Source organism: Cupriavidus sp. DF5525 (assembly GCF_040149425.2).
GTDB lineage: Bacteria > Pseudomonadota > Gammaproteobacteria > Burkholderiales > Burkholderiaceae > Cupriavidus > Cupriavidus pickettii_A.
On record NZ_CP168266.1, the window covers coordinates 723888 to 738225 of the forward strand.

General features: G+C 59.0%; 12 protein-coding genes and 1 pseudogene. 6 read left to right on the forward strand and 7 right to left on the reverse strand.

Features of this window, described 5'->3' with window-relative positions; translation table 11 throughout:
* Positions 1-551: 551 nt before the first annotated feature.
* The 5 genes from ABNX08_RS24535 to ABNX08_RS24555 all read right to left on the reverse strand — a co-directional run bounded on the left by ABNX08_RS24535 (position 552) and on the right by ABNX08_RS24555 (position 5011).
* Positions 552-1796 (reverse strand): MFS transporter, encoded by a 1245-nt coding sequence (locus tag ABNX08_RS24535; protein WP_022538297.1) that lies wholly within the window; start codon positions 1794-1796, stop codon positions 552-554.
* A 385-nt stretch (positions 1797-2181) separates the two neighbouring features.
* A complete protein-coding gene (locus tag ABNX08_RS24540; RefSeq protein ID WP_022538298.1) occupies positions 2182-2556 on the reverse strand; it encodes a hypothetical protein in 375 nt (124 codons plus the stop codon).
* Positions 2553-3710: an acyclic terpene utilization AtuA family protein gene (locus ABNX08_RS24545; RefSeq protein WP_374063707.1), complete on the reverse strand. Its 1158-nt coding sequence runs from the start codon at positions 3708-3710 to the stop codon at positions 2553-2555. The genes ABNX08_RS24540 and ABNX08_RS24545 overlap by 4 nt, the downstream gene beginning before the upstream one ends.
* 10 nt (positions 3711-3720) lie before the next feature.
* Positions 3721-3999 carry an acyclic terpene utilization AtuA family protein gene (locus ABNX08_RS24550; RefSeq protein ID WP_374063708.1) on the reverse strand — a complete coding sequence of 93 codons (279 nt, stop codon included), beginning with the start codon at positions 3997-3999 and terminating at the stop codon, positions 3721-3723.
* A gap of 43 nt (positions 4000-4042) precedes the next feature.
* Positions 4043-5011: a tripartite tricarboxylate transporter substrate binding protein gene (locus ABNX08_RS24555; protein ID WP_022538299.1), complete on the reverse strand. Its 969-nt coding sequence runs from the start codon at positions 5009-5011 to the stop codon at positions 4043-4045.
* Positions 5012-5326: 315 nt separating this feature from the next.
* Between ABNX08_RS24555 and ABNX08_RS24560 the strand changes: the two genes are divergently transcribed.
* Complete coding sequence (locus tag ABNX08_RS24560; protein WP_022538300.1) at positions 5327-6775, forward strand: M81 family metallopeptidase; 1449 nt, start codon at positions 5327-5329, stop codon at positions 6773-6775.
* Positions 6776-6911: 136 nt separating this feature from the next.
* Positions 6912-7082: pseudogene (locus ABNX08_RS24565) on the forward strand (LysR family transcriptional regulator); the annotation flags it as partial.
* Positions 7083-7105: 23 nt separating this feature from the next.
* Here the strand turns inward: ABNX08_RS24565 and ABNX08_RS24570 are convergent.
* On the reverse strand, positions 7106-8347 hold the full coding sequence (locus ABNX08_RS24570) for an IS4 family transposase (protein ID WP_051370080.1): 1242 nt from the start codon (positions 8345-8347) through the stop codon (positions 7106-7108).
* Between ABNX08_RS24570 and ABNX08_RS24575 the strand changes: the two genes are divergently transcribed.
* Positions 8346-9224, forward strand: coding sequence for a LysR substrate-binding domain-containing protein (locus ABNX08_RS24575; RefSeq protein ID WP_374063709.1), 879 nt, complete (start codon positions 8346-8348; stop codon positions 9222-9224). The two genes, ABNX08_RS24570 and ABNX08_RS24575, sit on opposite strands and share 2 nt — an antisense overlap.
* A 31-nt stretch (positions 9225-9255) precedes the next feature.
* Here ABNX08_RS24575 and ABNX08_RS24580 read toward each other — a convergent pair whose 3' ends face one another.
* Entirely contained in the window at positions 9256-10215 is a 960-nt protein-coding gene (locus ABNX08_RS24580; protein WP_022538302.1) for a LysR family transcriptional regulator, read from the reverse strand.
* 215 nt (positions 10216-10430) lie between these two features.
* Between ABNX08_RS24580 and ABNX08_RS24585 the strand changes: the two genes are divergently transcribed.
* The 3 genes from ABNX08_RS24585 (at position 10431) to ABNX08_RS24595 (ending at position 14304) form a co-directional block, all read left to right on the forward strand.
* Positions 10431-11414 carry a tripartite tricarboxylate transporter substrate binding protein gene (locus tag ABNX08_RS24585; RefSeq protein ID WP_022538303.1) on the forward strand — a complete coding sequence of 328 codons (984 nt, stop codon included), beginning with the start codon at positions 10431-10433 and terminating at the stop codon, positions 11412-11414.
* Between the two features lie 111 nt (positions 11415-11525).
* Complete coding sequence (locus tag ABNX08_RS24590) at positions 11526-12899, forward strand: MmgE/PrpD family protein (RefSeq protein WP_022538304.1); 1374 nt, start codon at positions 11526-11528, stop codon at positions 12897-12899.
* The gene (locus ABNX08_RS24595) at positions 12892-14304 is read left to right on the forward strand and encodes a M20 family metallopeptidase (RefSeq protein ID WP_349607866.1); all 1413 of its coding nucleotides are present in this window, start codon (positions 12892-12894) and stop codon (positions 14302-14304) included. Before ABNX08_RS24590 ends, ABNX08_RS24595 begins: the two co-directional genes overlap by 8 nt.
* Positions 14305-14338 lie beyond the last annotated feature (34 nt).

Below are 14338 nucleotides of genomic sequence, written 5' to 3' on the forward strand. Positions count from 1 at the left end.
CCTGCCCCGCGTGGGCTAGCCGAATGACGACTCGCATTCGGCGGGGCACCGTGGCCTCGCGCCGACATGGACGCTTACTGGCACCGTTTCCCCCCCAAGGCACTATGGCAACTCTGGTGCCTGACCATTGGCTGTTCATCATCTCGGCAGACTACGCGTTCTCCAAGCACACCAACGTCTATTTGACCATTGCCCATCCCCGGCAACAAGGACGGATCGGTTCTCGGCACCGGCTGCATTGGAATGACTGTCGCTGGCGAAAGCCTCGCCTAGCTCAGCCGTACTAGGGGCGCATCTAAACCGTTGCGCTTTCTTTCGTCCGCTCCGGCTCGTGATCCTGCGGAAGCTTGTACAGGCTCTATGGAACCATCTGGGCAAGAGGCCCATGCTTGCACAGCGACATGGGTCATGGGGGCTTTCCAGCCTACTCACTCGGAGTATACCGTGGCTCGTTCCGAAGGCTATATGGCCTTAAAGCAGTGAGAAACGCCCACCGCTCCACGAGCGACGGGCGTCGATGCCAGCTATAAGACGCTCGTTGCCTTCGGGACTTATCCGCGCCGAGGCGCGAGATGGTCTCCGAGCAAGCCGTAGACTTCGTCGTCTGCCGGTGCTTTCCACAGCAGCGCTGCCACTATGGAAAGCACGCCAACGCCCACAAGAAGATAGAAGGCGGAGAAGAACGCGCCCCCGGCCGCGGTGATCAACGCCCCCATGATCGCAGGGAAGATCGAGTTGCCCAGTTGCCCCCCGAAGTTCATTAGGCCCGTCGTACTACCGATGAGATGTTCCGGCGCACGACGCAGCGGTGCAGAGAACACCGTCGCGTAGACCAGATTGAACGAGAGGGAGTACAGGGACCAGAAGGCGATGAGGAGCCATACCTGATCAGTCGTGATCATCATGACGAAGAACAGCGTGCTAAGTGCTGATCCGACAACCAGGCAGCCCTTTTCAAAGCGCCGTCCCAGCTTGTCAAGCAGGTAGCCGACCATGTTTGCACCGAAGAACGACAACAGGTTCGGAATGATCATTGCCAGCCCGGCGTGGCTCAAACTGATGTGGTAAGTCTTCAGCAAATACGCTGGCATCCAGGAGTTGACGCCCACGTGCAGCGCGCTGGTGAAGAACCAGATGGTCATCAGCTTCCATGCAAGAGGCATCTTGAGTACTGGGCGCCAGACCATACGCGGACGTTCCGTCTTTACGCCGCGCTTTGAACCCATGCCACTGCGCAGGGAGAACCACAGGAAGATGGCAACGAAGAAACCTGCCACGGCCAGGATATGGAAAGCGCCGCGCCAGCCGAGCTTGCTCACGGTGGCGGCGATGATGGCCGAACCCGCGGCACTCCCCAGGAATACCGTAGATACGAGAAAGGATTTCGCCCGTGCTCGTTGATTCTTTGGAAAAACCTCCGCTACGGTCACGGAACTCGCAGGCGAGAAGCTGCCTTCTCCGATCCCGAACAGGAAACGAATCAGCAGCAGCGATGTGAAAGACCATGCGAGGCTTGTCATGCCCGTAAAGATCGACCACATAACGACACAGGCCACCGCGACGATGCGCGAGCCCAGTTTGTCGGACAGCCAACCGCCGGCAAGCTGCATGATGGCGTAGCTGACATAGAACGCGCTCAGCAACATGCCGGCCTCGCGCGCAGACAGTGCGAACTCTTGTGATATCGGTACGAGCGCAACGCTCATTAGAATGCGGTCGGCGTAGCCGACTGCCCATGCGAGGAACAGGCCAGCAATACAAGCGGTTTTCTGTGCTCGACTAAACCTGCCTTCCATCACTCTTCTCCTACGAACAGCACGTCCTTTGATGGGGCTCATGGTGCGCGGCCGGGAACCCTGCGTCCAATGAAAAGATGAGGGTGGACATAGACTGCGGTTATATGAACTGCTGATCTGCCTGATACGGTGCATAACCGACAGTTAATCAGCGCGAAATGGTGCGGCATGGGCGCCGACCTGGTGCGTGGATCTACAAAACATCAAGAGGTGATGTTTCTGAGTCGGCGCAACGAAAGGTTGTCGTAAGGGATCGCTTCCGGGAGAAAAAAGAAAAAAAAGCCCATCTCTCGCGTGCATCCAGTCCGTTGTTGTCAGAAAAGGATGGAGGAGGATGGGCTACGGTGTCCCGCCGGCGGACCTGGCTGGCCGCAACCGTGATGGCTCAGGGCTCGTTGGCGTTCAACGGTGGCCCTGCAAGGCATGGCATCAGATCAATCGGGACCTCAATCGGCAGGGCAAGCAGGTGAAATGACAGTGCCTTGCCGTGGCTATCCAGATTGAGTGAGTCGTTGACGCCTCCGTCCAAGACCTCATCCAGGACAAAGTTCATTGCCTGCAGGGTTGGCAGAACATGCCGCACGACGCGAGTCGGCCGGCGGTGCGCAAACTGCGCGGTCACAGCCGACTCAGTCACTTGTTCAACCAGAATGGGCCACAAGTCTGGATGCCAGGCGATAACGCTGATGTTGGAACGATTGCCCTTGTCCCCCGTACGGCCATGAGCCGCCCGGAACAACGGAACGGTGACAGTTTTCATACCGCAGCCTCGACAAATTGAAACGAAGTGGGCGCGCGGTCGCGCGACAACGCGCAGGAGACTGTGCCCAATCGCTGGCGAAGCGCCGTGCGAACGCCACCGCCCCCGGCAGGACCGCAGGTGTAAAGAGCCGTCACCTCGCGGCCGAGCTGTTCTGCGCTCGCGCGTTCGCGGTGGTTCATGGCGACGCGCAGCCGTACGTCTTCAGCGCCTGAGTCAGGATGGGCGGCCAGCCATTGCCCGGCGTCGTCAGCAAATATGCTGCTGACGCCGATAAGATCCACGCGAAGCTGCCCCAAGCCTGCCAGTCGCTCTTTCAGCACTTGGGCCGCAAGCCGTGCCCGTCCTTCCGCGCGAGCGCCCGCGTAAGAAATCTCGCCTTCGGCAAGCCATCCGGTGGCGTGGCAAACATTCACCTTGAGGTTGGCCGGCCTCGGATGCCCGCGGACTCCAGTCAGTCGCACGCGATCCGGCCCCAGTTCGGTAACTTCCGCATCCATAATGTCTGCAATCACGTCCGGCGTGAAATACGCGGCGGGATCATGCACCTCGTAAAGGAGTTGCTCCTTGACCGTATGCGCGTCGATCCGTCCGCCCGTACCCGCCGGTTTCGTGATGGTGCAGTTGCCGTCAGCGTCAATTTCGGCGATCGGGTAGCCCAGAGAAGCCAGGCCTGCTACATCCTTATAGCCTGGATCGGCGTAGTAACCGCCGGTTACCTGCGCGCCGCATTCCAGCAAGTGTCCCGCCATGGTCGCGCGAGCGAGGCGTGTCCAGTCGTTGCGCGACCAGCCAAAATGGGCGAGTGCCGGCCCGACGGCGAGCGACGGATCGGCTACGCGACCGCAGACCACGATGTCTGCGCCGGCAATCAGGGCGTCCGCGATAGCTTCTGCTCCCTGATAGGCGTTCGCCGATACGACATCCAGCGTGGAGAAGCGTTCTCCTACCGCTTGTTCCAACAGCGGCCGATGCGCTGGGCCGGAAACGTCGTCGCCTTGAACGATGGCGATACGAGGCGCAGGAAGACCAAGGTCACGCGCGAGAACATGAATTCGCCTGGCGGCGCCTTCCGGATTGGCCGCACCGAAATTACTGACGATGCGCACTCCGTGGGCAAGGCAACGTCCAAGGACAGGGCGCAGGATGTCCACCAGAAGTGGCTCATAACCAGCGGCCGGGTCCGACCGGGCGCACTCCGTGGGCAAGGCAACGTCCAAGGACAGGGCGCAGGATGTCCACCAGAAGTGGCTCATAACCAGCGGCCGGGTCCGACCGCCGCGCAAGCTGCGCCAACGCGAGCGTGCGCTCTGCCAGCGTTTCAAAGATCAGGAAGGCTGGACCACCGGCCGCGATCAGCGCGTCAACGACGGGCCCGGCAGCATCGGTGCGATCGCCAGAGAAGCCGGCGGCACACCCGATGCGCAAGAGGTCATTCTTCATAGTGCAAGACTTGTGCGAGGGAACGTTTTGCGGGCCAGCCCGGTCATTCGACCTTTGCACCGCTCTTGCGTACTACTTCACCCCATTTCGCACGTTCGGCCTTGATGTGCTTCCGGGCATCGTCCGGGGTGCCACCCACAGGCGTGGAGCCCAGCTTCTGAAGCTGGGCCTGGACGTTCTTGTCCTGCATGACCTCATTGAATGCCTTGTTGAGCTTCGTGACGATCTCCGCCGGTGTGCCGGGAGGAGCGATGATGGCACCCCAGGCAGTCATTTCGAAGGCCTTGACGCCTGCCTCATCCATCGTCGGGACGTCAGGGAAGAGTGGCGTTCGCGCTTTGGACGTGACTGCCAATGCGCGGACCTTACCTGCCTTCACATTTGGCCCGATGGCGCCGAAGTTGTCGAACATGAACTGGACATTGCCGGCCATCAGGTCATTCTGAGCTTGAGGAGCCCCTTTGTACGGTACATGCACTGCCTTGATACCAGTCATGGTCTTGAAGAGCTCGGCACCAATGTGTGCCGACGTTCCGATACCTGCCGAGCCGAAGGAAACCTTGTCGCCGTGTTGCTTGCAGTACTGGACGAGTTCCTGCACGTTTTTCACCGGCAGATTGTTGTTCACGACCAGTACGCTCGCGGTCTTGGTCAGAAGGACAACCGGCTCTAACTTGTTGGGGTCATATGGCAGCTTCGTGAACAAGAATTCGTTCGTCGTCAACGTAGCGTTGTTGCCATAGCCGATCGTGTAACCATCAGGCTGCGCAGTCATGACGGCCTGCATGCCGATGTTGCCGGCGGCGCCGGGCCGATTGTCGACCACGAGCGATTGACCGAGCTTCTTGCCGATCTCGTTGCTAAAAATCCGTACGACGATGTCCGGGCTGCCGCCAGCGGCTGACGGCACAACGACGCGGATAGGGCGATCAGGATAGGCCGCGTGGGCAGCACCGATGGACATGGCAAAGGCCGAGGCGACGAAGATTTTGCGAAGCAAAGAGTGGCTCATGGTTTCATCCAGTGAAAAAATGCGCGATCGTGTCGGACCGCCGCAAGCGCGGCTGGGAGCGATGTCATATTGATGTGACATGCGGCCCCCGTCTAATGAAAAGATAGAGGGGGACATAGTTTTTGGTTATGTCGTAGGGTTTTCTCTACCCCCCATTCCCATCTTCGCTATGATGGTGCATAACCACCGGTTAAGGCGGCCCGCTTTTTTTCATTTGTCATGTACAAGCGCGCGCGCCAAACTTTCCCCATCCTGACGCTTTTGCGTCACTTTTCCGGACTTGCCGCGGCCTGCGGCGAACCATAGGGGTAAGCAATGCGTGTATTCAGCGCCGGCATTGGCACCGAAACCAACACTTTTTCTCCGTTGCCCACGGGCCTCGATGCTTTCAAGGCGGGGGGGTACTACCCGGCAGGCAAGCATCCGGAGCAGATGACGCGTTACGCTGCGCCACTGATCATTGCACGCGAGCGTGCGCGCACAGAGGGGTGGACAGTCCTAGAGGGACTTTATGCGCAGGCGCAGCCGGCCGGCCTGGTAACTCGGGCGGCGTACGAGACGCTCCGGGACGAGTTGCTTTCCGATCTAAAGAAAGCACTGCCGGTCGACATGGTTCTCCTCGGTCTACACGGCGCCATGGTCGCCGATGGTTATGATGATTGCGAAGGCGACCTGATCGAGCGTGTCCGCGCGATTGTTGGACCGGAAGCGATTATCGGTTGTGAGTTGGACCCGCATGCGCACCTCAGCGAAGAGATGGTCTCCAACGCAAACATACTGATCGCGTACAAGGAGTATCCGCACACCGATATCAGGGAGCGAGCTATCGAACTCGTTGATCTGTGTGCTCGCACTTATGCGGGGGATATCCATCCCGTGGCTGCAGTGGTGGACACAAATATGGTCGTGCCGATTCACACTTCAAGGGATCCGGGCAGAGCGTTCGTGGACAAGCTTGCTGGGTTGGAAGGCAAGAATCGCGTTCTGACCATTTCGGCTGTTCAGGGATTCGCGACGGGCGATGTGCCGGCCATGGGGACGAAAGTTCTTGTGTATACCGACGGTGATGCGGTTGCGGCCCAGACGCTCGCTCAAAGCCTGGCGGATGAACTCATAGCACTTCGTGAGCAGCTTCGACCGAATTACCTGACTATCGACGAGGCGCTTGACGACGCGTTGGAAGCGGGACAAACGCCAGCAATTCTCGCTGACCGGTCCGACAATCCCGGTAGTGGCGCGGCTGGCGATTCGACCTTCATTCTCGGGCGACTCATCGAGCGCGGTATTACTGACGTCGCCGTGGGGCCGCTATGGGATCCCGTTGCGGTGCAGATGGCATTCGCAGCGGGCGAAGGCGCGCGCGTCGAACTTCGGATCGGCGGAAAGATCAGCCCTGTTTCCGGAGATCCGCTGGACGTTACCTGCCTTGTCAAGACGCTCCGTCACAACCACATCATGACCGGCCAAGCTGGCGAACCGCTTTCAGTGGGCGACGCCGCCCTCATTGAGTTCGACGGTATCGAGTGTGTATTGATCTCGAATCGGTGCCAGGCGTTGAACGTGGACCTGTTCACAGGTATCGGCTGCGATATCGCCAAGAAGAGGATCGTGGTAGTCAAGTCGGCCCAGCACTTCTACGCATCCTATTCCAAGGTGTCAGAACGAGTCCTTTACGTAGGCGCTCCTGGTTCGGCTACGCCGCGCTACGACTTGCTGACTTACAAAAAGGCAAAGCTGCCAAAATGGCCGATTACCCCGAGCTAATATCGTCGCCACCGCATGGAACTGGCATTACGTGTTTGTGCACGCGGAGCCGGATCATTTGGCATGGCCACCTAATGGTGGATTGGTGCAATGAACATTTCGGCACCGTCGGTGCGCGACTAACATTGGAGCTGGCATGCGGCTACGTCATATTGAAGTATTCCACGCAGTCATGCAGGCAGGCTCGCTGTCGAGCGCGGCTGAATTTCTGAACATCTCGCAGCCTGCGGCGAGCAAGATGCTTGCGCAGGCAGAGCAGAGTCTGGGGATTGCGCTATTCAAGAGATTGCCGGGGGGGCTTAAGCCCCAATCCACCCAAGATAAGCAGCATCAACAAGCCTTATAAGCGGCATGTCGATGAGGCTTGTGGCGTGGTGGACGGGGCTTGGCGCGATCTGGTCGCACGCGCTGGAGACGTGTTGCGATCAAGGTCAAGGTCTCGTTCAGGGCAGCCTTGGCCCAGCGCAGGCCGAGCAGCAGTGCAGGCAGGACACGTTTAAGGGCGGTGATGGCGTAGGCACGGTTGATCCGATGATCCGAGTCAATGTCATGTTCCTGCGCGGCCGCAAGACAGCACAGGGCGTGCAGGTTATCGCACAGGACTTTGGCTCCGAAGTCCTGCCTGGCGGCCAACTGTGAGAGGCCGGACAGGTGTTCGAGTGCCATGCGGTGTTTGAGGCGTTTGAAGGCCTCCTCGAGACGCCAGCGCTGGTGATAGAGATCGCGGAAGGTGGCAGCCGGATGGCGGTGCCTGTCGAGCAGATTGGTGATGAGCACGCGAACCTTGGCGGCTGGCGAGATCTGCCGGATGAGCCGGACGGTCTGCGGGACGGACGCACATTCATAGTCGCGCGCGTCATTGCGGGCTGGAGCCGGGAGCGTGACGACGGTCTCGGCGCGGCCGGAGCGGACGAAGTCCCGCAGGGCAGCAAAGCCGCTACCGTCGGCGCGCATGCAGAAAGGGATGTTTCGTTGGTTGAGTACGGCTACCAGCCAGCGGGCCGGGTAGCCGCGGTCGAGCAACAGCAAGTCGTCGGATTGCAGGCGGTCCAGATGCTCGAACAGGATCTGGCGTTCGTTCTCGAGCACGCTGTGCAGTGAGGCGGCGAGCATCATCTCGGCCCCGGGGAGGTACAGGCCGAAAGCGAGTTGATCACGGGTGGCGGCTCGAGGCAGATGGCTGTGGCGGATGGCAAAACGCAGGTGCGAGGCGTCGGCTGCGACCAGCCGAAAGCCATGCCAGCGCGGCAAATGGTTGGACACCTGCTGAAGCAGCCAGTCATTGAGGTGAGCAAAGACATCGCCGCTGAGTTTGCTGCGAGCCTGGGCGAAGGCTTGTTCACTGACTCGCCGGCACAAGGTGTTTTGGCGGGCGAGCGCGGCGAAGAATTGATCGAGTTCGGCTTGAACGCCCATGCGCAAGTTGCCAAGCATGAACGCGATCAGTGTGGGCAGGGTGAGCTTGCGCTGACGGGTGAATGCGGCTGGATATTCGGGATGACGGGCAAGATCGTGAAAGACCTTGGTGTGCAGATATTGGGTAAGCGTAGCGAACAGATCGGACAGGGGCATGAGAGCCAAGCGAAGATCGAGAAACGATCCTCTATTGGCCGCCGCCCTGCTTGCGCTAAACAGCCAGCGCAAGCAGGGCGGCGGCCGCTCGAACCTCGTCATCTGTCAAGCGTGCGCGTGGCAAATTGCGATTCTATTTGACGGCTTATCTTGGGTGGATTGGCTTAAGCCCACCCCCGAGGCCACAGTTCTGTTTCAGGAAACCAAGCATCTCCACTCGAGTCTGGAGCGCGTTCGCCAGCTAGCCCGCAATCTCACCGCGCATCCGGGAGGAATTCTGAGGATCGGATGTATCCCCAGTCTCGGATTGAGCCTCGTCCCCCAAGCGGTGGCCGAGTTCATTCGCCTGTGTCCGGATGTCTCGATCAACATCCGTACCGAAAATAATGAAGTGCTGTCGGCGCTCTTGTTGGCGCGAGAGATCGACATTGGCATCGCATTTGAACCGTCAGCGCCACCCGGAATCACCGTCGAGGAATTGGGGCGAGCCCGGGCCGTTTTTTTCGGCCCTGAGAGCGTTCGCCGCGGACGAGGCGTCGTTCATCTCGATGACCTGGAACGTTCCCAGTGGATTCGTCTTGACTCGGCTGATCCCCTGGGGTCGCGCATCGAAGAGGTGCTTCCCGCCATCAACGATGGCAGCGCGACTATTGAGGTCAAGACCTATTATCTTGCGCGGGCACTTGTGGAAAGGGGCGTAGGCTTTTCGATTATCGACGAGTACACGGCTCAGTCCACGAGCGACACAAAGCAACTGATATTCGTTGAGCCGCCGTTGTCCGTGGGCGTTTGCATCATGACTGCCGCCAGCAACGTTGGGACCCACGCGCTGAAAGTCTTCATCGAGCAAGTCACGAAGCGTTTGAGCGCAAAGTAAGCGTGGTCGGCCGGTTGTGGCTGACAGCTACTCAAATCTCTGACGGTTCGTCCGGTGTCTCGCTTGGCAGAGCGCTCAGCCAGGCGGAGAAGCGTTTGAGCGCATCAAGGTCGGAACGCCACTCGGGCCAACGAAGATAGTACCCACGAGCAGCGATCCACGGCACTCTGCTAAGGCAGACCAACTGCCGCGATTGCACGGCATTGCTCACGATGAAGTGGGGAAGTAGGGCAATACCCAGGCCCTCGATGGCGCCCGCCAATGCCATCGAAAGAAGCGCATAACGTGGCCCACCTTGCAGATTGGACTCCGGAAGAGCACCCGACAGGCCCACCTCCTGCAGCCACCCGGGCCACGCTTCTGGGACTGTCACTCGCCGAATCAACGCAAAAGACTTCAGCAGGTCCAGGAGTTGGTCCTTCGATAACGAGACCCCTCGTATCTTTCGCTCCGCCTTAAAGCGCTCATACTCTTCCCGAGACATGAAGGGGTATAGCACTAGTGGCGAGACGAGGCTCGCATCGATGCCTGGTGTAGGCCCGGTACAGAATTCAATCGACGCATCGTCCTGGCTCGCTGCAAAGTCCACCGGACCGACGCGGGTCGATAGATTGAGCGTGATGTCCGGGTTGGCTCGTACAAACGCGGGCAAGCGGGGCATCAGCCAGTAGTTTGCGAAGCTCGACGAAACGGACAGATTGAGCGTTCCACCACGTCCTCCTGTGGTCGCAATGCTTTCCGTGGCGCGCTCGAGCAACCGCAGGACTGCCACAACATCGTTCCAGTATTTCTGCCCCGCCAGCGTGAGTTCCAGGCCCGCTCTCCTTCGAGTAAAGAACTGCACTCCGAGCTGCTTTTCAAGTTGAAGTATGTGGTGACTCACCGCCCCCTGCGTGAGGTGCATTTCCTCTGCTGCCTTGGTGAAGCTCAATAGGCGCGCGCTCGCGTCCAGGCAACGCAGGGCGGTCATGGAAGGAAGATAGTTAGACATTAATTAGATTGATGCTAGACCCAAAAACATTCGTTTGCGTAGGGCTCGCTCGCGTCTTAATAATATGGACATGATTGCATGGCTAGGTGATTCATGCCAAGAGCGATCAACGACGGTGCATCAGAAATTCTGATGCAACTTTTCGAGGCAAAAGCTCGCGTCGGTGCACAGGTTAGATGCGCGGTGCGGCATTCTTTGTGGTAAGAGGCGTCTAGATGTTCACTTTTCTGTCCCGCAAGCCCTTCCAATGTCTTCTTGCCGGCGTGGTCGCGGCGGTGGCAGTAGTTCCACACGCGCGCGCTGAGTATCCCGACAAGCCCATTAAGTATGTCTTGAGCGCTGGCGCGGGATCAGGGCCCGATTCGCTGATGCGACTAGTACTGCAAGACGTGGGCAAGCGACTTGGGCAGACGATTGTTGTCGACAATCGCCCAGGGGGAGGAGGCCTTATCGCGATGCAGTCGATCGCAAATGCGGCCCCCGATGGTTACACGATCGGCCATGGCAATACGCAGACTCTGGGCATCAACCCGAGTATGAATAAGGCCTCCAAGACGGCTGCCGATCATGTGCAACTGATTGTCCAGGTGGGATACACCCCGAACCTTCTGTCAGTCTCGCCGAAGCTTCCCGTCAACTCGGTGAAGGATCTGGTTGCATACGGCAAATCCCGTCCGGGCAAGCTGATGTTTGCCTCTGCAGGAAACGGCACTTCCGGTCACCTGAGCGGCGAGCTCTTCAAAAAGATGACCGGCATCGAAATGATCCATGTGCCGTACAAGACTGCGCCGGCTGGCGTCAATGACGTAATGGCAGGTCACGTTGACCTGGTGTTCGACAACCTGGCGGGGAGCCTTGCCGCAGCGAAGAGTGGAAAGCTAAAAGCCCTGGCTGTGACAGGACCCAAGCGCTCGCCGCTAATGCCTGATCTCCCGACTGTATCGGAAGCCGGTGTTCCCCAGTTCGAAGTTGTTGCATGGTCGGGTGTCATTGCGCCGGAAGGTTTGCCACCAGCCATTGCGCAAAAGATCAACACGGCAGTGAATCAAACGCTGAAGGACCCTCACGTTATCGAAGGGATGCGCGATCTGGGCTATGTCATCGTAGGCGGTACCGCGGCAGACTTTTCGACCGTTGTGAAGAAAGAACGCGCCAAATGGGGCGACATCGTTAAGCGCTCCGGCGCGGCGACTGACTAATCGGCGCACAACAACATGCCCGTCCCCATGAGTGGCGATGGGCAACTCTCCTGCTTCTCTTTCCCAGTCCACCAACTTAAGTTGAGGCCTCCTGCCTCGGAGAACACTCGTATGTCCGTTTTGGAAACTCTGGCCGATTGGATCACCACCCGAAATAGTGAGTGGCCCGAAAGCTGTTTGTCGCGCGCCAGTCATGCCTTTAGCGACACAATTGCCTGCATCGTCGCGGGAAGTGCGGACCCCGTAAGCACCAAGGTTGGAGCGGGCGTCAGCCTCTGGGGCACTGGTGCTGCCACGATCATCGGCACAAAAAAGAAAGCCCCAGCACCCTGGGCCGCAATGGTCAACGGGACCGCTGCGCACGTACTTGAAATCGACGACAACTACTACCCGGCACTGACTCACGCATCCGCCATCTTGGTGCCCGCCTTGATCGCCTTGGGTGACGAAGTTGACGCAAGTGGTGCCGATCTTCTGGACGCATTTATCGTTGGTCTGGAACTTCATGCGGTCCTGGGGCGTGGCGTCAATCGGTCGCACTACTTCGCCGGCTGGCATCCGACCGCTACCGTCGGCTGCATCGGGACAGCGGGTGCTTGCGCGCGACTTCTGAAGGTGGACAAGGCGGCCACGGTCGCCACAATGAGCCTCGCAGTAAGCATGGCATCTGGCAACAAGGCTCAATTCGGAACGGAGGCGAAATCGTTCCAATGCGGCATGGGCGCTTCAAATGCAATCGTTGCCGCACGGCTCGGACAAGCCGGGGTACAGGGCAATCCTGAAGTACTGGAAGACCCGCAAGGATTTCTCGCCCTGTACGGTGGTCCCGCACCTCGTGGCTGGGAGGAGCCGCTGAAGAAGCTCGACAACCCGCTTGCGCTGGAAGAGTTCGGACTCGCCCCAAAGCGCCACGCATGCTGCGGCTCCGCCCACAATTCCATCGACTGTGTCCTCGATCTGAAGCGGCAGCATGGCTTCTCGGCCGAGGACGTCGAGTCTATCGATATTCTGGTCGGTGCGAGCAACAAGAAGAATCTGCGCTACGACGACCCGCAGGACGAATTCCAGGCGCGATTCTCAATGCAATACAACATCGCGCTTGCCCTTTTGCAAGGGAAGGTCACGCTTTCCGATTTCACGGCAGATGCGGTAAAGCGTAAAGAGGTTCGCAAGCTTTTCAGTCTGGTAACGCTGAATGCCAGAAAGTTCGAAGACGAACCGAAGGACCCGGATCAGCGGCCTCCCCATATCGTCAAGATTGTCCTGAAGGACGGGACGGTGTTGGAAACGCAACGTGTCTACGCGCGAGGACTAATCCAAGACCCGTTCAATGACGCAGAGCGTCTCGAGAAAGTGCTTGAGTGCTGCGAGCCCGTGATGAACGAGGGTGATCTTGGGGAACTCGTGTCGCAACTTTCGTCGCTTCGCTCGCTGCCGTCGATTCGTACGTTGACTGAAGTGTTGGGGGGAAAGACGAATGACTAAAGCTCGGGCCCTTGCGGAGGTGAGGAAGTACTTCGAGGAAGGCCATTTCAGAGGTGATCTCGCACGCAGGGTGGCATACCGCTCAGTCAGTGGGGCCGATGCAAATGATGCCGACCTCCTCCCGTATTATGCCGAGGTGTTGGAACCGGACCTGACGGCAATGGGGTTCTCCTGTCGAACGATCGATAATCCAGTCCCTGGCGGGTCTCCATTCTTATTTGCCGAGCGCGTGGAGAATCCCGACTTCGTCACTATGCTGACGTACGGGCACGGCGACGTGGTTCCCGGCATGGATGAGCAGTGGGACGCAGGACTGTCCCCATGGCAACTGGTGGACCGCAATGATGCGTGGTACGGCCGAGGCGTTGCCGATAACAAGGGGCAGCACCTCGTCAATCTGACCGCGCTTCGTGAAGTGATAAAGGCTCGCAACGGGAAGCTTGGATTCAATGTCAAGGCGCTCTTCGAACTGGGAGAGGAGCGCAGCTCGCCCGGGCTCCGACAGGTGTGTCGCCAACATGCGGACATCTTGAGCGCGGACGTGTTCATCGCCTCTGACGGTCCGCGCGTGAGCAAGGAACAGCCCACCATGTTCCTTGGTTCGCGTGGCTCTGCGATTTTTGAACTCACCTGCTCGTTGCGAAGCGGTGCGCTTCATTCAGGAAACTGGGGCGGAATCATGAAGAACCCGGCGGTAGTCCTCTCTGGTGCGATCTCGTCTCTCGTCGACGGGAAGGGTCGCATTCAGGTGGCGGGCCTGTTGCCGCCTCCCATTCCCTTCCCGGTCCGGGATGCGCTGTCCAAACTTAAGATTGACAGCGAAAGTCTTGGCCGAAAGATCGACGAAGATTGGGGTGACCCGACTCTCTCCGCTGCAGAGCGCCTGCTGGGTTGGAACTCCCTGGAGGTGCTCACCCTAAAAGCCGGCAATCCCGAGAAGCCCGCCAATGCTATTCCGCCGGCAGCAAGCGCGTTCTTGCAGCTTCGGTTCGTAGTAGGGACCGCATGGGAATCCATTGAAGAGGTCGTTCGCCAACACCTGGACCAAGCCGGCTATACAGATGTCCAAGTGCGATTGCTGAGAGGATCGCCGGCAACACGTTTGGACCCTGCGAGTCCATGGGTCGAATGGGCCAACGAGGCGTTCCGCAGCGTCAGTGTACGGGAACCTGCAGTCGTTCCGAATCTTGGCGGCACTGTTCCCAACGACGCATTCTCCGACATTCTGGGCTTACCAACGATTTGGATTCCTCACTCATATCCAGGCTGCAAGCAACACGCACCGAATGAACACCTACCCATTGCGATCGCCGCTCAGGGCTTGGCCATCATGACTTCAGTATTTTGGGAACTCGGCGAGCCAGCCGCACGGTTGGCCCGCACACGCCAGCAAGCATCGGCGTGACCGCATCGGCGCCTAATCTCCTGGACGTAGGCTA